This window comes from Paenibacillus sp. DRB1-1 (assembly GCF_052119485.1).
Classification (GTDB): domain Bacteria; phylum Bacillota; class Bacilli; order Paenibacillales; family Paenibacillaceae; genus Paenibacillus; species Paenibacillus polymyxa_B.
The window spans coordinates 1,181,910-1,204,979 of the sequence record NZ_JBODQH010000001.1 but is presented as its reverse complement, the minus strand read 5'-3'; the positions used below and the strand labels follow the sequence as shown (position 1 = coordinate 1,204,979).

The 23,070-nt window shown below is 47.8% G+C and carries 18 protein-coding genes; all 18 read left to right on the top strand.

Features of this window, described 5'->3' with window-relative positions; genetic code table 11:
• Positions 1 to 79 precede the first annotated feature (79 nt).
• The 18 genes from ACQW03_RS05445 (at position 80) to ACQW03_RS05360 (ending at position 23,068) form a co-directional block, all read left to right on the top strand.
• Positions 80 to 892 (top strand): cell wall hydrolase, encoded by an 813-nt coding sequence (locus tag ACQW03_RS05445; RefSeq protein WP_071639856.1) that lies wholly within the window; start codon positions 80 to 82, stop codon positions 890 to 892.
• A 218-nt stretch (positions 893 to 1,110) separates the two neighbouring features.
• Entirely contained in the window at positions 1,111 to 1,794 is a 684-nt protein-coding gene (locus tag ACQW03_RS05440) for a metal-dependent hydrolase (RefSeq protein WP_071639857.1), read from the top strand.
• A 464-nt stretch (positions 1,795 to 2,258) separates the two neighbouring features.
• Positions 2,259 to 6,857: a glutamate synthase large subunit gene (gltB, locus tag ACQW03_RS05435; protein WP_068938671.1), complete on the top strand. Its 4,599-nt coding sequence runs from the start codon at positions 2,259 to 2,261 to the stop codon at positions 6,855 to 6,857.
• Between the two features lie 321 nt (positions 6,858 to 7,178).
• Positions 7,179 to 8,816, top strand: a complete 1,638-nt coding sequence (locus ACQW03_RS05430) for a sensor histidine kinase (RefSeq protein WP_441948600.1) — start codon at positions 7,179 to 7,181, stop codon at positions 8,814 to 8,816.
• Between the two features lie 116 nt (positions 8,817 to 8,932).
• The gene (locus ACQW03_RS05425) at positions 8,933 to 9,571 is read left to right on the top strand and encodes a response regulator (RefSeq protein WP_013309148.1); all 639 of its coding nucleotides are present in this window, start codon (positions 8,933 to 8,935) and stop codon (positions 9,569 to 9,571) included.
• Between the two features lie 282 nt (positions 9,572 to 9,853).
• Entirely contained in the window at positions 9,854 to 10,597 is a 744-nt protein-coding gene (locus ACQW03_RS05420) for a YveK family protein (RefSeq protein ID WP_071639858.1), read from the top strand.
• A complete protein-coding gene (locus tag ACQW03_RS05415; protein ID WP_441948597.1) occupies positions 10,581 to 11,219 on the top strand; it encodes a CpsD/CapB family tyrosine-protein kinase in 639 nt (212 codons plus the stop codon). Before ACQW03_RS05420 ends, ACQW03_RS05415 begins: the two co-directional genes overlap by 17 nt.
• 39 nt (positions 11,220 to 11,258) lie before the next feature.
• The gene (galU, locus tag ACQW03_RS05410) at positions 11,259 to 12,152 is read left to right on the top strand and encodes a UTP--glucose-1-phosphate uridylyltransferase GalU (protein WP_013309151.1); all 894 of its coding nucleotides are present in this window, start codon (positions 11,259 to 11,261) and stop codon (positions 12,150 to 12,152) included.
• A gap of 16 nt (positions 12,153 to 12,168) precedes the next feature.
• Positions 12,169 to 12,867, top strand: coding sequence for a sugar transferase (locus ACQW03_RS05405; RefSeq protein WP_013309152.1), 699 nt, complete (start codon positions 12,169 to 12,171; stop codon positions 12,865 to 12,867).
• The gene (locus tag ACQW03_RS05400; RefSeq protein WP_061830280.1) at positions 12,867 to 13,802 is read left to right on the top strand and encodes a glycosyltransferase; all 936 of its coding nucleotides are present in this window, start codon (positions 12,867 to 12,869) and stop codon (positions 13,800 to 13,802) included. Before ACQW03_RS05405 ends, ACQW03_RS05400 begins: the two co-directional genes overlap by 1 nt.
• Positions 13,803 to 13,812: 10 nt before the next feature.
• Positions 13,813 to 15,150 carry an O-antigen ligase family protein gene (locus tag ACQW03_RS05395; protein ID WP_441948594.1) on the top strand — a complete coding sequence of 446 codons (1,338 nt, stop codon included), beginning with the start codon at positions 13,813 to 13,815 and terminating at the stop codon, positions 15,148 to 15,150.
• Positions 15,151 to 15,154: 4 nt separating this feature from the next.
• Positions 15,155 to 15,925 (top strand): WecB/TagA/CpsF family glycosyltransferase, encoded by a 771-nt coding sequence (locus ACQW03_RS05390; protein ID WP_013309155.1) that lies wholly within the window; start codon positions 15,155 to 15,157, stop codon positions 15,923 to 15,925.
• A gap of 5 nt (positions 15,926 to 15,930) precedes the next feature.
• Positions 15,931 to 17,373, top strand: a complete 1,443-nt coding sequence (locus ACQW03_RS05385; protein ID WP_025720500.1) for an O-antigen ligase family protein — start codon at positions 15,931 to 15,933, stop codon at positions 17,371 to 17,373.
• 5 nt (positions 17,374 to 17,378) lie between these two features.
• Positions 17,379 to 18,758, top strand: coding sequence for a lipopolysaccharide biosynthesis protein (locus tag ACQW03_RS05380; protein WP_013309157.1), 1,380 nt, complete (start codon positions 17,379 to 17,381; stop codon positions 18,756 to 18,758).
• Positions 18,759 to 18,780: 22 nt separating this feature from the next.
• Positions 18,781 to 19,620 carry a glycosyltransferase family 2 protein gene (locus ACQW03_RS05375; protein WP_441948591.1) on the top strand — a complete coding sequence of 280 codons (840 nt, stop codon included), beginning with the start codon at positions 18,781 to 18,783 and terminating at the stop codon, positions 19,618 to 19,620.
• Entirely contained in the window at positions 19,607 to 20,794 is a 1,188-nt protein-coding gene (locus tag ACQW03_RS05370; protein WP_071639861.1) for a glycosyltransferase family 4 protein, read from the top strand. Before ACQW03_RS05375 ends, ACQW03_RS05370 begins: the two co-directional genes overlap by 14 nt.
• Entirely contained in the window at positions 20,791 to 21,939 is a 1,149-nt protein-coding gene (locus tag ACQW03_RS05365) for a glycosyltransferase family 4 protein (protein WP_071639862.1), read from the top strand. The genes ACQW03_RS05370 and ACQW03_RS05365 overlap by 4 nt, the downstream gene beginning before the upstream one ends.
• A gap of 28 nt (positions 21,940 to 21,967) precedes the next feature.
• Complete coding sequence (locus tag ACQW03_RS05360) at positions 21,968 to 23,068, top strand: glycosyltransferase (RefSeq protein ID WP_025720491.1); 1,101 nt, start codon at positions 21,968 to 21,970, stop codon at positions 23,066 to 23,068.
• The last annotated feature ends 2 nt before the right edge of the window (positions 23,069 to 23,070 follow it).

Genomic DNA, 23,070 nt, shown 5'->3' with positions numbered 1-23,070 from the left:
AGTGTTTCAGCGTTATTCAAAAGGCGCATTTTGGGTTACATATCTGAGGAATGTGCTTAAAGTTAACGGGAGGAACATTATGGAAATCGTTAAAGAGCATCGTTGGTTTGCACCTCTTTTGAGTGTGCTGCTTGTTTGTATATTGGGGATAGGCCTCTACGCTGAGGTTCAGCAAACACAGAACAATCATAAAAATACACCTATGCAATCTCTGAGCTGGTCAGGGAACTCTTCGGCTCCTTCATATGGCGACAGGATGGGGACCCATAACGGGTCAAACAGGACAAGCCCCATCTTTGTCGCTGCTCATGGGCAGTCAAGCTGGAAAGAAATCATGCCGACTCCGTTACCCGCTTCCCAGATGAAGCAGGCGGAACAAGCTCGGAATAACGTTGCTACAGGCAAGAAAAAGCCTGAGGTCCAGCATAGCAAGTCCGCAATCCTAACCCCTCCTACAACCATCTACTTTACGAAGACAAAAATGCTCACTCAGGATGACAAGGCGTTGTCTACCTGGAGCTATCCTGTCTCCGCTAAAGAACTGCTCCTGCTGCAAAAAATAGTGATGGCAGAAGCAGAAGGCGAACCGTACGAAGGCAAAGTGGCAGTTGCCAACGTTGTCTTAAACCGGCTGCGGTCAGCCCCATTTCCCGATACGATTCAGGCAGTGATCTATCAAAAAGCGCAATTTAGTCCGGTCGCGAACGGGCGTCTTCGTCGTGTTCAGCCCAACCAGGACAGCATACGTGCGGTTACTGCTGCTTTGAACGGCCATAAAGCCGTGCCTGATAACACCTGTTTTTTCCTGTCGCTTACGTTGGCCCAGGACCTTACGGTTCATCATTCGCGTACCAAGGTGAAAACTATCGGTCATCATACCTTCTATAAATGAGCATTTGGCATAAAACCCATGAGCGTTTCAAATCAGTAAATGTATAGATTAAAACGGTTTAGTTGGCAGCCTTCTACAAATAACAGCCCTTTCTAAACAATAGGGTTCAGCTTTGTGAACGGATTTTGTGGTACAGGTGAAGCCATTATGCAAAAGAGGTATAATAGGTAAAGGAAAGTAACCAAAATAATGAAAGTGACAAAGGAGGCGTAGATGATATGAAAATCACATATTATGGACATTCAGTTGTACTGGTAGAGGCAGAGGGGAAACGGATTATTATTGATCCTTTTTTGACGGGAAATCCTAAAGCAACCGTACAGGCCGAGGATATTCAGGTGGATGCCGTACTGTTGACACACGGTCATGCCGATCATTTTGGAGATGCTGTTGAAATTGCCAAGCGCAATGATTGTCCTGTAATCGCAGTCGCGGAACTGGCCGAATATTGTTCATCCTTGGGGGCCAAAGCTCACGGTATGAATCTGGGTGGGGGGCACCACTTTGACGGTTTCCATGTGAAATTCACACTTGCGTTCCACAGCTCATCTTTGACGGTGGACGGAAAAACCATCTACATGGGAGAGCCTGCGGGGATTTTATTGACCATGGGAGGCCAAACCTTTTTTCATGCAGGGGATACTGGCCTGTTTGGCGACATGCGTCTCATTGGGGAAACTAATTCCATTGATGCTGCGGTATTGCCGATCGGAGATGGTTATACGATGGGACCGGAGGATGCACTGCTGGCAGCAAAATGGCTGCGTGCAAGCCGCGTAATACCGGTGCATTACAATACGTTCCCGGGTATTGAGCAGGACGGAGACGGCTTCTGTGATCGCCTGCACAAAGAAGGCATTGAAGGGAAAGCATTGAAGCCCGGCGAAAGTCTCGAATTTTAATACGGATATCTGATTTGCGGGAAAACATTTGATGGTCTATAGACTCATCAAATCTCCTTTGTCAGCCTTTTCTGTTCCTTAAGAGGAATAGGAAAGGCTATTTTTAAAAAGTGAATATTTATACATAAAAATGAGATATTTTTGCATTGATACGTTGAAGCTGTAATGTAAAAGATTTATTATCACAATCATAAAAACTTTGAATTGCTAACATGATAGGTCAATGATAAAATGATAGAACTAATTAGATTCATCAGTGGAATCGACGTATTTTTCAAGTCAAGCCATTGCATAATTATTGAAAAACATACGCATTCAGCGGACCGTACCGCCTTGAATACGTCACATGTTTTGTCCCCCATTCCTCGTAGTTGTTCTTTGAGTTACCTCTTGTTGCCACTGTCTTCTATTCGGCCGCCTGTATTTCAGGCCAGCATGACTTTATAACAGAAAGGTTGCGTTCCATGAGACAGACAGGTTTACCACCCAAACAGGGACTATATGATCCCCAATTCGAAAAAGACGCCTGCGGCATGGGCTTTGTTGCCCACATCAAGGGAAAACCATCGCACGATATTGTAAGTCAGGCTTTGACCATGCTCGTGAATATGGAGCATCGGGGCGGTCAGGGAAGTGAACCAAACTCCGGTGACGGAGCAGGGATTATGATTCAGGTCCCTCATCTGTTTTTTCAAGAGGAAGCGGAGCGATTGGGTTTCAAATTGCCAAAGGCCGGACATTATGGCGTTGGTATGCTTTTTGTATCCAATGATCCCAAAGTTCGTGAGGTGCATGAGCAGAAGCTAAGAGATATCATCGTGGACGAAGGTCAAAATTGTTTGGGTTTTCGCGATGTTCCAACTTATGACGAAATGCTGGGAAAATCGGCAAAAGCAGCTAAACCGGGCGTGCGTCAGGTATTCATCGGTCGCAGTAGCGATCTGAAGGAAGAGCTGGACTTCGAACGGAAACTGTACGTCATTCGTAAACGTGCAGAGCTTGCTATTCGCTATAACCAAGAGGATGAGAACGGTGAGTCGTTCTATATTCCAAGTTTGTCATGTCGCAAGGTTGTATACAAAGGAATGCTGACAACCGAGCAGGTAGGCAAATTTTATCTGGATTTGCAGGATGAGCGGGTGACATCGGCGATCGCGCTGGTCCATTCCCGTTTTAGCACGAATACGTTCCCGAGCTGGGACCGTGCGCATCCTTATCGTTTTATGATTCACAACGGTGAAATTAATACTATGCGCGGCAACGTGAACTGGATGCATGCTCGCCAGGCGCAGTTTGAAAGTGAAGCGTTTGGCGGAGATATCAAGAAGGTAAAACCAGTTATTAACCCAGATGGCTCCGATACAGCCATGTTTGATAATACGCTGGAGTTTCTGTATCTGAGCGGACGTTCCCTTCCTCATGTAGCCATGATGATGGTGCCGGAGCCTTGGAACAAGCATGAAACCATGGACCCGAAGAAACGCGCATTTTATGAATATCACAGCACCATGATGGAACCGTGGGACGGACCTGCTGCAATGGCGTTTACAGACGGTATCCAGATCGGGGCGATTCTCGACCGCAACGGTCTGCGTCCTGCACGTTACTATGTGACCAAGGACGATCTGATCGCACTGTCTTCAGAGGCGGGTGTATTGGATATTGCTCCTGAAAATGTGCTCTATAAGGATCGTCTCCGTCCGGGTCGTATGCTGTTGGTTGATACCCAAGAAGGCCGTATCGTTTCTGACGAAGAGTTAAAGGAACGTATCGCTTCCGAGGAACCTTATCAGCAATGGCTGGATGAGCACTTGGTTGACCTGGATGAGCTGCCGGAAGCACTAGAACAGCCAGAGCCTAAACATGAAAATGTAAATCAGCTTCAGCTCGCTTTTGGATATACGTTTGAAGAACTGCGCAAAATTCTGGAGCCGATGGCACTTACAGGTGCAGAACCGATTGGCTCAATGGGGTACGACGCACCATTGGCGGTGCTGTCTGATCGTCCGCAACGTTTGTACAATTACTTTAAACAAATGTTTGCCCAAGTCACGAACCCGCCGATTGACGCCATTCGTGAAGAGATTGTAACGTCAACCGCAACTACGATTGGGCCAGAGCGCAATTTACTGCATCCAGAACCGGAAAGCTGTCGTCAGATTCGTTTGGATTCGCCGGTGTTGTCGAATGAGGAGTTTGCCAAAATTCGCCACGTACACCGTCCGGGCTTCAAATCTATGACAATTCCGATCTTCTTTGAAGCGAAGGAAGGTGCTGAGGGCTTACGCAAGGCGCTGGAAGGATTGTTTGAGGCGGCTGACCGTGTCATTGACAAAGGTCATAACATCCTGATTTTGTCCGACCGTGGAGTGGATGCGGAAAATGCGGCCATTCCGGCGTTGCTAGCTGTTTCCAGCCTGCATCACCATCTGATTAAGCAGGGTACACGCACACGTGTGAGCATTTTGCTGGAGTCTGGGGAGCCAAGGGATATTCACCATTATGCGGTGCTGCTTGGCTACGGTGTGAGCGCGGTTAATCCTTATCTGGCTTTTGAAACGCTGGATGTCATGATTCAGCAGGGCTTGCTGCGCGGCATCTCGCACGAAAAGGCAGTTAAAAATTATATTAAAGCGGCAACAAAGGGTGTCGTTAAAATATTGTCCAAAATGGGTATTTCCACGATTCAGTCGTACCGTGGAGCACAAATTTTTGAGGCTGTAGGTCTGAAGCAAGATTTTGTTGACCGTTATTTCACCTGGACACCTTCCCGCATTGGCGGTATCGGTCTGGAGGAAGTGACTACGGAAGCGCTGGTTCATCATAACCGTGCTTTCACCGACAAGGACGGCAACGACAAAGTGTTGGATTCGGGCGGCGACTATCAATGGCGTAACGATGGGGAAGAGCATTTGTTTAACCCGCAAACGGTGCATCTGCTTCAACAATCGGTTCGCTCTGGAGACTACAAGTTATACAAGAAATACGCCAAGCTGGTGCAGGGCGAAACGGAACAGCATCTAACGATCCGCTCCATGCTTCAGTTGAAGCCTACGGGTGAGCCTGTGCCGCTGGAAGAAGTGGAATCCGCTGCATCCATTATGCGTCGCTTCAAGACAGGAGCCATGTCCTTTGGCTCAATCAGTCAGGAAGCGCATGAAGATATGGCGATTGCGATGAATCGGATCGGTGGCAAGAGCAATACGGGTGAAGGTGGGGAGAACCCTGCACGTTTCATACCGGATGCCAATGGCGATTCTCGTCGCAGTTCGATTAAGCAGGTAGCGTCGGGCCGATTCGGTGTAACATCGAATTACTTGGTGAATGCCGACGAAATTCAGATCAAAATGGCGCAAGGCGCGAAGCCGGGCGAAGGTGGACAACTGCCAGGACGTAAGGTATACCCTTGGGTCGCTGAGGTGCGTGGTTCTACGCCAGGAGTAGGTTTGATTTCACCACCGCCCCATCACGATATTTATTCTATCGAGGATTTGGCAGAGCTCATCTATGATCTCAAAAACGCCAATCCGCGTGCTGACATTAACGTAAAGCTGGTGTCAGAGGTAGGCGTAGGCACGATTGCTACAGGGGTAGCAAAAGGCCGTGCTGACATTATTCTGGTCAGCGGTTACGACGGTGGTACAGGCGCTTCCCCGCAAGGCTCCATTCGCCATGCGGGTATGCCTTGGGAACTGGGGCTGGCGGAGACGCATCAGACGCTGATGTTAAACAACCTGCGCGACCGCGTGGTATTGGAGACAGACGGCAAGATGCTGTCTGGCCGCGATTTGGTAGTTGCTGCCCTGTTGGGCGCAGAAGAATACGGCTTCTCTACAGCGCCGCTCGTGGCGTTGGGCTGTATTATGATGCGGGTATGCCAAATGGATACATGTCCGGTTGGTGTGGCTACGCAGAATCCGGAGCTGCGCAAAAATTATATGGGTGATCCTGCCCATGTGGTGAATTTTATGCGTTTCATCGCAGAAGATGTCCGTGAAATTATGGCGGAATTGGGCTTCCGTACGATTCAGGAAATGATTGGACGTACGGATTGTCTGGATACCGTGAACGCCGATTCGCACTGGAAGAAGAAGGGCGTTGACCTGAGCTTGCTGTTGCATGTTCCTGAGCTGGAAGAAGGGAGTGTACGTTACCGCGTACAACGCCAAAATCACGGTCTGGAAGAAACACTCGACATGCAGCAGCTCGTACCGATGGCTGCGGAAGCGCTGGAGAACGGAACGCCTGTTGAGGGCACCTTACCTATTACAAACGTGAATCGGGCGGTAGGAACGATTCTGGGCAGCGAGGTCACCCGTAAGTATGGAGCGGCGGGTCTGCCTGAGGATACGATTCGCTTTAACTTTATTGGATCGGCAGGTCAGAGCTTCGGGGCATTTATTCCGAAAGGCATCACGCTGAGCGTGGAAGGCGATAGCAATGACTATGTCGGTAAAGGGCTATCTGGCGGTAAGGTTATTGTGAAAAAGTCTCACAAAGCGACCTTTAAGGCAGAGGAGAACATTATTATCGGAAATACAGCCTTGTATGGAGCGACCAGCGGTGAAGCTTACATTAGCGGAATCGCAGGCGAGCGCTTTGCCGTTCGGAACTCCGGCGCACGAATTGTAGTTGAGGGCGTTGGGGATCATGGTTGCGAATATATGACGGGCGGACGTGTAGCGGTATTGGGTGGAACCGGACGGAATTTTGGAGCCGGAATGTCCGGAGGTATTGCATATGTCTATGACCCTGAGGGGACGTTCCTGAGCCGTTGTAATCTGGAAATGGTGTTGCTGGAAGGTGTGGAAGAACCTGCAGAAGCAGCGGATTTACGCGGCTTGATTCAACGCCATGTCACTTACACGGGTAGTGAAGCGGGACAACGTATTTTGGATGATTGGCAGACTGCGATTCAGCAGTTTGTACGGGTGATTCCAAAGGATTACAAGCGTATGGTTGAACAGATTCAAAAAGAAGAGGCAACTGGTTTGAGCGGAGATGAAGCTCTGTTGGCAGCATTTGAAGCCAATATGCGTGAATTGGCGCGTGCCGGGGGCTAAAATGTAGACTACCAAATTTACTAAAAAAGGACTCGCTGAATACCGCTGTTATAATCACGGTGGTACCAGCAAGTCTTTTTTAGGTTACTAAATATGTGATTCATTTCCTTGACAAACGTCATAAATTATGACATTACCCCCAAAATGTTTTCCTGAAACGGTAAATATGTTATAAAAAGTACCAAATTTTTTGGAATGTAACCGTTTACGTAAGAGTTTATGTCTTGTTATTTATTTTTGGATTGGTTATGATTTTTTTAGAGTACGCAAACAAACCTAATATGCCCATCGTCCCTTCAAAACACAGAATAGGGTGACAGGATGAAGTTGAAGAAGTCAGCAGAAGACAAAATGATTTTTTTATACCGTTATGTATCACTATCTTTAACGTCACTTGTTTTTCTGTTCGAATCATCTAGGTTAATCGTATGGCAGAAGCTATTACTGATTGGTTTTCTATTTTTATCCGTTACAGCATTTACTTGGATTTACCGTAAATACAGACTTCATGATATGGTATTGAAATGTAGTATTGCACTAGAAACAGCAGGGATCATTTTGTTGTTATTCCCGACCGGAGGGATAAATAGCCCGTTCAAATGGTATGTGATTACTCCCATGCTGGTAGCTTGTGCTCATCTATCTATGAGGTATAGCTGGACGCTCCTACTTTCTTATATCGGTTTGGTGCTTACATTTTGTTATATCTTTTTTACACCAGGTCAATATTTTTTGTGGGATCTTATATTGCAGAACATTAATTTGTTTCTGGTATTGATCGTAACCACGATGGCAATGCAGGTTATTGGCGTCATGAAGGACGAACTGAAGGTGGCTAAAGAACAAGCCAATGAGACGATGGATCATATCAAGTCGATTTACCACATCATGGAGACGACCAGCCATAATGAGGCATTAAATCTGGGTCAGGTCATCTCGGATTACACTGTCAAGCTAACCAAGCAGAGCCGTGCATTTTTCTGGCTGGATAGTCAGGAAGAGGATGCACCGGCAAGCAGCCAGACAGGCTGGACGGTGGAGGAGGAGGAGCAATTATTCGAGGAACTGGAGAATTACCGGGAGGAGTTCAGGGAAGAGCGCGAGCCATTTTTCAGACATCTGCCAGAATGGGGCGACTTTCTCATGATCACCGTACCGATGACGACCCGCTTTGTAGCGACGATTGGCCTCAAGCTGGGACCGGATCAAAGTCTGACAGGAAGACGCTGGCTCGTGCAACAACTGATATTCTTGGCTGAGCTGAGCGCTGTGTTCTTGGAGCGCTATGAGCTGGAGCGTATTGAAAATCAGCTGATTGTGACGAATGAGCAGAACCGGATTGCAAATGAAATGCATGACAATGTTTCTCAAAGTCTTTTTGGTATTGTGTACGCAACGCATTCTCTCCGGCAAACCTGGTGTCATCAGCCAAAGGAGCAGGTGGAGGAGCAAATTGATCTAATTCAGCAATCTGCCAACCAAGCGGTTAGAGAGCTGAAAGGGGCGATTCATAGTTTAAGCTCGAAAAAAAGCGGAGGCTCAACTTGGTTAGGGACGGTGAAAAGTCATCTGCATACACTCTCCAAGCTGAACCATGTACAAATTGATTTTGACATTCATGGTGATCATTATTCACTTCCGTATTTGTACCAAAAGGCTTTGTTCCGCATCATTTCCGAAGCGGCGGGAAACGCAATCCGTCATGGATTGGCCAAGCGAATTGATGTGAAGTTAAAATTGACGCCCCAAGTGATTAGACTGTCTATTCATGACGACGGAGTAGGGTTTGAGACGGCGAGAATGGTAGCAGGAGGTGAGGCGGTCAGTGCAGGCGGGGGCCTGGGCATGATGAATATGGAATATTTAGCCCAATCGATGGGAGGCGAATTTGATATTTCGAGTCGAATCGGAGAGGGAACACAGATCCGATTGTCCATTCCGGTAAATGCTTATGAATGAGGGTTTTGCAAAATCCTCGAATAAAATGTGTGAACATTCTGCAATACAAAATCTGCGGTAACAATCGGATACATAGGGATTATGCAAATCCTGAACTGTAGACAGGAGGCCGAATCATGAAAATTGTCATTGTCGATGATCATCCTTTAGTACGGAAAGGACTCGCTGCGGTTATATCCATGCAACCCAATGTTCAGTTTGCGGGAGAGGCCCAGAATCAACAGGAAGCACTTGTGGTGATTGAGGAAACAGATCCGGATCTGGTACTGCTGGATTTGAAACTAGCTGATGAATCGGGGCTGGATATTATCAAGATAGCGCGCGGACGTGGTTTCAGAAGCAAATTTATTTTGCTGACCTCTTCCGCAACACGTGAAGATTTTCTGAAAGCAGAGGAAGCTTCCGTGGATGGTTATGTGCTTAAGGAAGCATTGCCTGAGGAATTAATTTACGCGATTCATCTTGTCAACAAAGGACGCAAATATTATGATCCGGCTATTCTCGAAAACAAGCTGCGTGAAGATGCGGGCAATCTGTCGGACGACCTGACGCCAAAGGAAAAGGAAGTGCTGGTCGAGCTGGGACAAGGAGCCTGCAATCGTGAAATTGCATCGCGGTTATTTATCAGTGAGTTCACAGTCAAAAAGCATGTCAGTCAGATCTTGGCCAAGCTGCGGCTGGCGGATCGTACGCAGGCAGCATTGTATGCCAATGCCATTGGTCTGGCGAAGTACGAGCCAACAAACATGGTATGATGCGCTGACTCTATAAGCTGCGCTGCACTTTTATATGCGAGTGGAAAGAAAAGCCTCAAAATCACTAAGCTTTGTGATTTTGAGGCTTTTTTCGATTTCTTTTTCCATAATCGACAAAGCATGGTACAAAAGTATACCATGCCGTATCCGAAAGTATACATTTCCCTCCCCCCGTAGTGAGGGAGAAAGTGCCATTCGGTTCCATGTCGTTCACACAACGGATTGTTACAATTAGATCATACTTAAAATAAGAAGAGAAAATGTGTAGGAGGGAGGATTTTTGTGGAGAAAACCATTTTGGATTATCTAGTCCTGATCAAAAGAAGATTGTGGCTGATCGCAATTTTTGTCATTCTCTCATGTGTAACAACATACTTTGTGAGCGACAATGTTGTGAAGCCAGTCTATTCCGCTTCAAGCCAACTGCTGGTTAATCATATTTCCGCCAAGCAGGGGAGCAACAATCTGAACGACGTCAACACAAGTCTTAATTTGGTGGAAAGCTACAAGCAAATTCTCACTTCACCTAAAATTATGGACGCTGTTGTAGCGACTCATCCCGAGTTCGGTTTGACGCAGCAGAAGTTGGCAGAGAAGCTGCAGATTAAATCCTCGGATAAAAGTCAGGTTATCGGTTTGACGTTTGAGGCAGGGAGCTATCCACAGGCCGCAGCGGTTGTAAACGCGGTAACCCAGAAATTCGTACAGACAGTTCCGGGATTGATGGAATTGAATAATGTGAAAATTTTAAATGAAGCGGACCCTCAGGCCAATCCTGACCCGATTAATGGGAACCCGCTCATGAATATTGCGATTAGTTTTCTCGTGTCGCTGATGATTGCATTGGGCACGATTGTGTTCCTGGAAAGCATTAACGGCACGCTGCGCTCGGAGAAAGAAGCGGACGCGGACATCGGCCTTCCGGTAATCGCATCGATTCCAGTCATTCGCAAGAAGGACGTCGATGGAGCAGCCGGAAATTCCAAAGAACGGGTAGGGGAGCGTAAATATGCTGCGATTGAATGACATGTTGATTACAGAAAGTAATCCATCATCGTATATCTCGGAATCATTTCGATCCCTCCGTACATACATCCGGCAGCAGGTGATTGGGCAAAAGGACCGTGGGACGGTTCTATTGTTGACCTCGCCGGAAAGCGGAGCGGGTAAAACTACACTGCTCGCCAACATCGGAGTTTCCTTTGCACAAGAAGGCAAGAAGGTGGCTCTGGTGGATTGCAATCTGCATAAACCAGCGCTGCACGAGATATTCGGAATGGAGAATACCGGAGGTCTATCGGCTTATTTGCGCGGTGGGGCTTCTTCCAAGTCTACCGTTAGGCATGGTGGGCTGGAGCTATCGGTTGTTCCCGGTGGAGACACCCTGTACAACGCAGCAGATCTGCTCGGTAGCGAACGTATGGCAGAGCTGCTGGAAGAGCTCAAACGTGAATATGACATCATCCTGCTTGATTCGGCTCCGGCGTTGAATTATACGGATGCTCGCTTGATTGCAGGCTTGACGGATGGTGTGATTCTCGTTGCTAGACATGGTCGTACCAAACGGGAAGATCTACGCAAAACAAAGCAACTCATGGAGCAGGCCAGTGCGACGCTGGTTGGAATTGTGATGAATCAGGTGAAGTAAGCAACACCAAAATTCGATGAAGCAAGGAGAATGAGTGCGATGACGAAAAGAGTGAAAAAGGCCATTATTCCAGCAGCAGGGTTAGGTACGCGCTTCCTCCCTGCCACAAAAGCGATGCCTAAGGAAATGCTTCCAATTATCAACAAGCCTACGATTCAATATATCGTGGAAGAAGCGATTGCTTCGGGTATTGAGGACATTATTATCGTTACGGGTAAAGGCAAACGTGCCATTGAGGACCACTTTGACAACGCATTTGAGCTGGAATCCAAACTGCTCGAGGACGGTAAGCTGAAGCTTCTGGAGGAAGTACAGCGCTCTTCGGGAGTGGAAATCCACTACATTCGCCAAAAAGAACCCAAAGGTCTTGGACATGCGGTATGGTGCGCAAGACGCTTTATCGGGGACGAGCCGTTTGGTGTGCTGCTGGGCGATGATATCGTAACAGGTCAGAAACCTTGCCTGCGCCAGCTGATGGATCAGTATGAGGAAACTCAAAATTCGGTTATCGGTGTGCAGCGGGTACCGCAGGAATTTACGAACCGGTACGGCATCATTGAACCGGATCAGCAGGACGGACGCTTGTACCGAGTGAATAATTTTATAGAAAAACCGGCTCCAGGTACAGCGCCATCCGATTTGGCTATTATGGGTCGCTACGTGTTCTCGCCGAAAATTTTCAAATATCTTGATCTTCAGGAAAAAGGAGCTGGCGGCGAAATTCAGCTGACGGATGCGATCCAAAAGCTGAATCAGAGTGAGCGTGTGTACGCCTATGATTTTGAAGGCACACGTTATGACGTGGGTGAGCGTCTTGGATATATTTTAACCACACTTGAATTTGCACTTGCCAGCGATGATTTGAAGTATCCGGTTATGGAGGCTATGAATGAATGGTTGAAAAAGACCGAGAAAGCAACCACGGCAGGTTGAGAGGGGGTACGTCAGCATGAGCATGGAAAATTTACCGGAGGACGGCGAGGCTGTCATGTCAGGTAAAGCGTTTTACATGCCATACGGAAATACACAAATTCAGGATAAAACGTCCTACCTGGTCACAAAACGCCTCCTTGATATGCTGCTGTCGTTCGTGGGCTTGATCGTCTTGCTTCCACTTTTTGTAGTGGTAGGCGTTTTGATTAAGCTCGAAGACCCAAAGGGAAGCGTGTTTTTCAAGCAAACTCGGGTGGGCAAGAATGAGAAGTTATTCGATATGTATAAATTCCGTTCAATGGTGTCCAATGCAGAGGAACTGAAAAAGGACTTGATGGAGCTGAATGAAGTGAGCGGCGCCATGTTCAAAATTAAAAACGATCCTCGGATCACGAAAATTGGCAGTTTTCTGCGCAAGACGAGTATTGATGAGATTCCGCAGCTGTGGAACGTGTTGGTTGGCGACATGACCTTAGTCGGTCCGCGTCCGCCGTTGCCCAGCGAGGTCGAGCAATATTCCGATTATGATAAGCAACGCCTGATTGTAACACCGGGATGTACGGGTTACTGGCAGGTGAGCGCACGTAACAGTGTAGGCTTCGAAGAAATGGTGCAAATGGATTTGAAGTATATTCATGTTCGCAATACGTGGCTCGATTTGAAAATCATCATGAAAACAGGCGTTAAAATGCTGTTCTCCAAGGATGCTTACTGATGGATGCATTCAAGCGATGTCCCGCAGTGTCCGTCGTTATTTGCACCTATAACCGGGCGGACCTGCTGGAGAAAACGTTAATGTCCCTGCTGGAGCTGGAAGACCTTGCACTGGCTGAGATCATAGTGGTCGATAACCGATCCACTGATCATACAGCAGCGACGATCAAAAGGTTCACCGTCGCCCATGGTCAGAATATTCATCTCCGATATCATTATGAGCGCGAACAAGGACTGTCTGCTGCTCGTAATGCAGGCATTACGTTATCAAGAGCGGAAGTCATTGCTTTTCTCGATGATGATGCAATTCCGTGTGTTACATGGTTGCAAACGATTATGTCAGCATTCGGGAACAATCCTGAGCTGACGGCTATGGGTGGGAAAATTGACCCTATGTTTGAGACGGAACGACCGGGTTGGCTAACAGGCCCGCTTGAACTGCCTTACACGATTATTGATCTGGGCAAAGCCGTTCGTGAATATCCGTCGGGACTGAATCCATTTGGAGCGAATATGGCGATGCGCAAAACGGCTTTTGCTGCCGTTATGTTCCCTCTTCATCTAGGCAGAAAGGGAGATATCCTTCTATCAGGTGAAGAATCGTGGGTATTCGAGCAAATCCGTAAAAATGGTGGAACGATTATGTATCATCCACACATGTCTGTGGAACATTTTGTGCCGGCTTCACGGTTAACGAAAGAATGGATCATGAACCGCTACTATTGTCAGGGCATGTCTAATGCTGCTCAGGCCGTAGGTCTGCGCGGCAACGCGATGCTGATGGCGAAGACGGCAGCCAAAGTGTTATACATCACTGTGGATTCCCTGCTGGCGCGTAGTGAGGGCAGGAAGCTGTTGAACCGGTGCAGGCTTGAAAGTATCCGTGGGACGCTGGATACACTGCGCAACCGGAAAAGCGAGTCAGCTGCGGGGTGAAAGATGGAACATGAGTAACTATCCTTGGACTACTAGAATAAACACCATACAGCATGTTTTTATTTTTCTACTGGGCGCTCTTGCTGTAGGAATTGCGGCTACCTATCAGCCGGTGGTCAGTATCGCGGCGGTATGTTTACTGCTCTTGCTGGCTATTTCTATCCATCATCCGGAGCGCATCAGCTACGCTGTTTTGCTAAGTACAGCAGTCTCAGTCGATTCTCTGTATCAGGGTGGCGTGTTCGGTATTGAGATTTTGTCATTGTACAAATTGGGCATTTTGGCTCTGCTGGTGCCGTGCATGCTCGTGTATGGCATACGTCTCAAGTTCAGCTATCCGGTCTGGGCATTGGTGATCATGCTGGGGATCACATTTGGATTTTCAGCATGGCTGCCTTTGTTAACGACCTCGATTGCCGTCAAGGCGTTCGTCGGTTTATCACTCCCTTTCTTTTTTTTACTGATCCAGTGGAAAAAGGATGTGGCAGAAAAGCATATCCGACTGATCAGTCTGTTGCCAATTATTAGTGTGGTCATTGGACTGGGTTTGCAGGTTGTGGGGCTGCATTCGTTTACGGATGTGGAATTTACGGGCGCAGTCAGAGTACAAGGAGCGAATATACCGCCGCATCTGGCAATGCTCTCCTTTCTCGGAATTGCCGTCTCTCTAATTGAGGTCAAACGCAAACCCAAGCAAGCCGCTTTTTATTACACTGTGTTGGCACTGAACTTTCTGATTCTGATCGCTACCGGTACACGTGGACCGATTCTGGCATTGTTATTAATGTTTGCTGTGTATCTGTTTGATATTGCCCGTCAGTACCTCAAGGGGAAAGTCAATTATTTGCTACCGCTGGCCGGATCGTTTTTGGTTGCTCTGGGGGCGGTGGCCCTGCAATGGAACAATTTAAAAAAACGCTCCTTCGAACGGGAGACCGATACAGGCATTGACCTGTCGGGACGCTCGGAGGCATGGGAATATTTTTTGAACAGAGTACATGATTACCCTTGGTCAGGGAGAGGTCTTGGTGCGGTAACGGTCGCGAACGACGGGACATTATTCAATGGCTTTGTTGTACCGCATAACGAGTATATACGCTTTTATTTTGACACGGGATATATCGGTTGCGGACTATTAATGCTTTCATTGCTGATCGTGTTCGCTCTCATTTACCGGTCGCTTGCCAAGTCTATCAAACCTTATTTTGCAAGCTTAATTGCAGGCTTTCTGATCTACTCGTTTTCAGATAATACGTTGTCGACGGTTCAGATGATTATTCCATTTTGCTGGTATTTGAACGCGTTATACCAGACATCTACTCAAACCGATTTTCGCAAAGAGAAGTGATACGATGAGCAGAGTGAACATGTTCGATGTCAACTTTGATAATTACGATTTTAATGATCTACTCGAATTTATAGATACTTCTATTGAACATCAGCGTCATTCCTACATTTTGACCTGTAATGTCGATCATGTGATCAAGCTTCGCAAGGATGATGAATTCCGCAAGGTATATTCGGATGCCGGAGCTGTAGTGGCCGATGGGATGCCTATCATATGGGCGTCCAAGTTACTGAAAAAGCCTCTCAAACAAAAGGTGTCCGGATCAGATTTGTTCACTCGGTTAGGAGAGGCTTTTGAGGATCGAGGCTATCGGTTATTTTTTCTGGGTGCAGCTGACGGTATTCCTGAGAAGGCTATGCTCAATCTCCAGGAATCTTATCCGAACATGAATGTGGTGGGCTGTTATTCTCCTTCTTATGGCTTTGAGAAAAACGAAGAGGAGAACAGGCACATTGTCCAATTGCTTCAAGAGGCTCGCCCGGACATCGTTTTTGTAGGTGTAGGCGCCCCTAAACAGGAAAAATGGATTTATAGATATTATGAGACTTACCGCGCTCCGATTTCGATTGGGGTGGGAGCGACCTTTGATTTCCTGTCGGGAAATGTGAAAAGAGCACCGGAGCTGATGCAGAAGACGGGATTTGAATGGTTCTGGAGGTTGTCTCAGGAGCCTAAACGATTGTGGAAAAGATATTTGATTGAGGATTCCCAATTTCTCGTTCTGCTGTTTAAGGAGATGTTCAAGCGGAAGCGGATGAAGGGAGGTCAGGGGTGAGAAACATGAGTCGGTTGGCAGATCAGCAGATTTCCGTTTGGCTAGGAAATCGGCGTGGAATCGGCATGATCGGCATGGGGTTGCTGGCTTGTATGTTGCCACTCGCCATCGGATTTGTCAGCGCCAAGATGAATCCCACCATGAGCCAGCAGGGAGCCATATTGCTGGCGCTCGTTTTTCCGGCCTTCCTGCTGGCGATCTTGCAATCCCGGCTACTGATTCCTTACACACTGGCAGTGTGGGCAGTAGGCCCGGAAATCCGCCGCATTGCGGATTGGTTGGAGGGAACGTATCACTCGGTTTCCTTGTTGAGCGTGGCACCACTGCTGGTAAGCAGTATGTTGATTATTCCTGTGTTGCGAGGCATTCATCAGGCGGAAAAACCCTTGACCCGAATTGCTGTATTTTTCGGCATAGAACTGGCCTACGGAAGTGTGGTCGGGTTATTCAAAAATGGTATTGTTTTTGCTTATGATTTAGCCAATTATGTGGTTCCTTTGATCCTATTGCCATATCTTGCGATTAAGCCCATGAAAGCGAAGGAGCTGGACCGACTGCTGTATTCATATGCCAACATTGCTGTTCTTGTGGCGATTTACGGCATTATCCAGTACTTGACGGTGCCTCCGTGGGATGCATTTTGGATGAATCATGTAGAAATGAATTCCATTGGTGTTCCAGAACCACTTCAAATCAGAGTATTTTCTTCCATGAACTCGCCCGGTCCCTGCGCTATTTTCCTGGCGATGGCACTTGTACCCATGCTAATGGAAAAACGGTGGCGTGGCACTTTGGGATGGATCGGAATCCTGCTGACGGTCGTTTGTCTTTTGATCACGCTGGTACGTTCAGCCTGGCTAATTGCATTCGTCATGTTGCTGGCTTACATTCTCAGTTCATCTTCCAAGGGAAAGTGGAAAACCTTGTTTCAACTAGCTATAGTTGGCCTTCTTCTCTACATCATTGTTCCAAAACTTCCAGGGGCAGAAGGTTTGGTGGCTCGCATGCAGACGCTGACGGATATTCAGCAGGATCATTCGTACAATGAACGTTTGGATTTACTGCATACGATGCTTCCGGCGATTGCTGGCAATCCGGTCGGGCAGGGGATCGGGAGTGTAGGAATCGGAACCAAGCTTGATAACGGCGGCGATCTCGGCGAACTTGGGATTATGGATAATGGATATATCGCCATTTTCCTCACCTTCGGTATTTTCGGGGCATTCTTTTTCTTCGGTGGTCTGTTCGTTATCATCAAGCGCCTTCTCGCCCGTATTGCCGCACGAGATGCCAGTCAGCCTTATATCAGACTGGCGTTGGCTACGTGGGCCGGAGCTGTAGCCAGTCTCATATCAGATAATGGTTTCCCCGGTATGCGCGGCTATCTGATCTGGATGATGATCGGAATAGGACTATGGGCAAAAGATGTCATCGCGGAAAGAAGGTAAAGGCTGTGCAAAACTTACAAGCATTATCCGCACCTGTCCGGACACTATGGTCCACGGTGATTCGGTTTGCCAAAAGCAAGGATAACAGCTCTGCAGCAGTAAAAACGATGATATTCAGTATGCTGATTCTCGTCGTGAATATGCTGACTGGTGTGCTAACGGCACGATTCCTGGGTCCTACTGGACGCGGGGAACAGACAGCGATGGTGAACTGGTCCCAATTTCTCGCCTTCTGCATGAGCTTCGGTGTCCCGTCTGCATTGATTTACAATGCGAAAAGGAAACCGGAGGAAACGGGCAAGCTGTATGGTCTGGCCTTGCTGCTGGCTACCATGTTCGGGGGCTTGGCGACACTCGTCGGAGTATTTCTAATTCCTTATTGGCTGCGCTCTTTTTCTTCATCGGTCATACTTTTCGCACAGTGCTCCATGATGATGTGTCCGCTCATAGCGATTTCACAAATCAATAATGCATTGCTTCAAGTTCGCTCGGAATATAAGCAGTACAATTTATTCCGGTATCTGGTACCGCTAAGTACACTGCTGGGTCTAGCGATTCTGATCCTAACCGGAAATATGAATCCGTACACCTCGGCATTGGCCTATTTACTGCCAGGTTTGCCGATTTATATCGGTGTCACGATACGAATGATTCGGCTGTACAAACCAAAGGTAAAGAACAGCTGGACGCAATTTAAAAATCTCTTTACCTACGGTATGGGTTCATACGGAAATGATCTCATGGGGCAGGTTTCCACTTATATTGATCAGATTTTGATTGCGGGTCTGCTCAGACCCGCTGATCTCGGTTTATATGCAGTAGCGGTCAGCTTGGCCAGGATGGTGAATGTATTTTCTACCTCGATCATTGTCGTGCTGTTTCCCAAAGCCTCCGGTCTGAATAAGGAAGAGGCGGTGGCCATAACATTTCGGGCATTTCGAGTGACATCAACGGCAACCTTTCTGGCTGCCGTGATGCTGATGCTGATTGCTCCGTTCGTATTTACATTGTTATATGGTCAAGAGTTTAAACAAGCGCTTACGGTATTCCGGTTCCTGGTGCTTGAGGTTGCTATCAGTGGAGGGACCATGGTGCTGGCACAACAATTTATGGCGTTGGGTAAGCCCAAACTGGTTACCATTCTACAGGGTGTCGGATTGGCGCTCGTCATTCCATTGCTGTCCATACTCGTACCGAAATATGGATTGACGGGTGCAGGCATAGCAATGCTGTCTTCGGGAATTCTACGGTTCATTTTCATTTTATGTAATGTTAAATTCGTTCTAAAAATGAAGATTCCAAGACTGCTTATTTCCAAACAAGATTTTCAATGGCTCCGATCAACGATGTCACACTACATCCGGAAAAAGCCAGTTAACGGTTAGATAAAGAAGGAGGCACCCGCTAATGAACCACATGTCTAGCGTTCCCGCGGACAACCGGATATCCGTAGTTATTATCGCTCAGGATGATGGCACTCGAATCACAGCCGCCATTAAATCCTGCAAGCCCTTTGCGGACGATATCGTCGTCATTGACGGAGGGAGCAAGGACAATACGATTCAGGTAGCTGAATCCTTGGGCTGTCGGGTGTTTTCTAACCCGTGGCCCGGTTATGCCAAACAGCGCATGTTTGGTGTTGAAAAAGCGGAATTTGATTGGATATTCCTGATTGATACGGACGAAGTAGTGGATGCAGAGTTGCTTGGAGACTTATTGAAAGTAAAGGAAACGCTCCACGATCCGGCCAAAGCATATTCCGTATTTCGGATTGGAGATTTTCTCGGCAAATGGATGAACAAAGGGGAATACCTGGTTCGTTTGTACAATCGGCGTATTTATGGCATTACGAATAGTCTTGTTCATGAAATGCCGGATGTAGCCTCTTCGCAGATTGTCAATCTGGAGGGCGTGTTATGGCACTATGGCTTCCGCAGCATCAGTGATCATATGACCCGTTTTAACAAATATACAGATCTGGAAGCAGAGACGGCATTTAACAGAGGAAGATCCTTTCGGATTACCAGACTATTGTGGCGGCCTCCTGCCCGCTTTGTGCAGAAGTATTTTGTCCAAGGCTTATACCGCAAGGGATTGGCGGGTTTTGCCGTAGCAGTATTCTGGGTGATGTATGAGTTTCTCGTCTGCTTCAAGCATTATGAGCTAACCAAGCGGCGAAAAAAGATAGAAATCGTGGATGACGGACATACCGAGCAGAAAGGAGAAACCAGCTATGTCGTACAATAACGGATTTCGTATTGCGGCAACGGGGCTTAGCTGGCCGTCCTTGCAGCCAGGAGGCCTCAACACATATTTCAAATCGATCTGTGAGCAGCTTACGCTAGAGCGCAATACGTTGGATGCTCTAATCTGTAGTGACGAGCAGCCGCAAGCGCCCGACCGTATTCGGATTCATACGATTGGCAGCAAGCAGCAATCCATCTGGAAGCGCCGGGAGCTAATGCAAAAATATGCAGCAGAGTTGTTTGACAAGCAACCGATGGATATATTGTATTCCCATTTTGCCCCCTATAGTGTCGGGCCGGCGCTGGAGGCGAAAAAAAGAGGAATCCCGGTAGTTACCACCTTTCACGGACCGTGGACGGAGGAAATGAAGATTGAGGGACAGGGCATCAAGCATTTTCTAAAAACGACGTTGGCCAAATCCATTGAAATGAAGGCCTACGGTCTGTCGGATAAATTTATAGTGCTAAGCGAGACTTTTCGGGATATTTTGCATGAGCACTATAAGGTTCCACTCAGCAAAATTCATATTATTCCTGGTGCGGCGAATGTAGAAAGGTTCCACCCGGCAGAGGATCAAGAAGCCGTGCGGAAGCGCCTGAATTTGCCGCAAAATGCGACGATTGTGCTAACCGTTCGTCGTCTTGTTAATCGAATGGGACTGCTACAGCTACTGGAAGCATGGAGACGAGTAACCGAGCGTCATCCTGATCATCTGTTGCTGATTGGAGGGAAGGGCCCCTTAATGGAGGAATTGGCTTCCAAGGTGGAGGAATACAATCTTCATAACCATGTAAGGCTGCTCGGTTATGTGTCGGATGAGGAGCTTCCACTGTATCACCAAGCATCGAATTTGTTCGTTGTACCCACACAGGCACTGGAAGGCTTCGGTCTGATCACAGTGGAGGCGATGGCCTCGGGACTGCCGGTGCTGGCGACTCCTGTGGGTGGCAACAAGGAGATTTTAAGAGGATTCCGTCCTGAGCTTTTGTTCAAGGGAACGGATAGTGAAGCCATTGCTGAAGGATTGCTGCGTGTGCTGGATCATCGTGAACTTCTACCGAATGCAAGGGAATGCCGGGACCATGTCCTGAGCAGATATACATGGGGACATGTAGCGGAGCAGGTGGAAGAGGTGTTCCGACAGGTCCTTGATAGAAAGGCGGCGGCGAAATGATGAGAGTAGCTTATATTGACCATACGGCAAGATGGAGCGGCGGCGAAGTCGCTTTGTATAACATACTGACGAATATCGGGGAACATATCGACCCACTCGTTATTTTGGCAGAGGAGGGCGATTTGGCAGATCGGCTTCGGCAGCGTGATATTGATGTGCGCATCATCCCATTGGACGATTCGATTCGCAATCGGGGACGAAATGCCGTGAATCTAGGTGCGCCTGCAGCAGCTTTTCGTTTGCTGGCTTACGGTAGAAAACTTGCGCCCTTGCTGCGTGAGGAAAAGGTCGTGTGCGTTCACACGAACTCGCTCAAGTCTGCACTATATGGTGCAGTAGCCGCCAAATCGGCGAAGCTGCCCTTGATCTGGCATATCCGTGACCACATCGGTCCGCCGTATCTGAAGCCGATTGTAGCCAAAGGGATTCGGCTGATGTCCCGCTTTTTGCCCAACGGAGTGATTGCTAATTCCAAGTCCACGCTGAGTGCGTTGGAGTTACCCCCGGACAAAAAGACGCTTGTCGTTTATTCCGCTTTTGCTAAAGCAATTACAGCACGTGACACGGCTGCGGATTTACGTGCTGATGACTCGTTTAACGTCGTATTGGTCGGCAGATTGGCGGAATGGAAGGGACAGCATATTTTACTGGAAGCGGCACGCTCCTTTTTACCGGATCAGCGCGTGAAATTCTGGCTGGCTGGAGATGCGTTGTTCGGAGAAGAGGAATACAAGCAACGATTAGAGTCCACGATGCGCGAATACGGGTTGGCTAACGTCAATCTGCTGGGACACGTCGATGACATTCAAGGCCTGATGCAGCGTTGTGATTTGCTGATTCATACCTCTATTACACCAGAACCATTCGGTCAGGTCATTATTGAAGGCATGGCTGCGGGTCTCCCAGTGATTGCTTCCAATGAGGGTGGACCCAAGGAAACGGTGGTACCCCATGAAACCGGGCTACTTATTGAACCGGGTGACCCGGCTAAGCTGGAAGAAGCCATCCGCTGGATGTTGGAGCATCCACAGGAACGTCAGCAGATGGGTGAGAGAGGGATGGAGCGGGTCAAGAAGCATTTTGTCATCGAGAACACAGTTAAGGATATAGTTCATTACTATAAGGGTTTGTTGGCAGGAGTCTGACCGACATTCGCGTTAAAGGATGATTCAGATGAAAATAGCGATAGCACACGATTACTTAATCCAAATGGGCGGAGCGGAAAGGGTAGTAGAGGTATTCCACGATATGTATCCGGAGGCTCCTATCTTCACAACGGTGTTCAGCGACGACCGCCTGTCGCGTAACTTGAAGGATGCGGATATTAGAGCCACTTGGCTACAAAACGTCCCAGGAGTGAAGGCCAACTTCAAAGGAGTGCTGCCGCTGTATCCCATCGCTATCCGTGATTTTGATTTCAGGGATTTCGACATTGTTTTAAGCTCCAGCAGCGCATTTATGAAAAGCATCCAGGTACCCAAGCATACGTTTCACATTTGTTATTGTCACACACCGATGCGGTTTGCCTGGGATTACGATACATATATGGCCCGGCAGTCCAAATCCAACCTGCTCAAAAACATGCTAAAGCTGTACATGAACCGGTTGAAAACATGGGATGCCAAAACTTCTCGCAACGTAGACCAGTTTGTCGCCAACTCTTCGGTTGTTAAAAGAAGAATTTTGCACTATTACCAAAGGGATTCGGATGTCATTTTCCCACCTATTAATACATCCCGTTTTAAACGCGCTACAAACATCGGTGACTATTACCTGATCGTATCCCGATTGGTGTCCTACAAGCGCATCGATCTCGCGATCGAAGCATTCAAACGTAACGGTCTCAAGCTGCGCATTGTGGGTGAAGGACCGGATCGTAAACGACTCGAAGGTATGGCTGCCCCGAACATTGAGTTCCTCGGCAGGCTTGAGGACGAAGAGGTTAACAAGCTGATGGCAGAATGCCGAGCGCTCGTTTTTCCGGGTGAAGAGGACTTCGGTATTACGCCTTTGGAGGCGAATGCGGCCGGACGGCCTGTCATCGCTTTTCAGGGTGGGGGAGCGCTGGATACGATTGTTCCTCATGTGAACGGCGTATTTTTCCGCAAGCATCAAGTAGAGGATGTGCTGGAGGCCGTCGCAAAGGTTGAGCAACATGCATGGAATGTGGACGATATCATTACCCATGCCCGCAAATTTGATGAAGATAACTTCAAGGATCAATTAAAAAAGTATGTAGAACAAGCCTATGTGAACTTTCTAAAAGGAGGATGAAC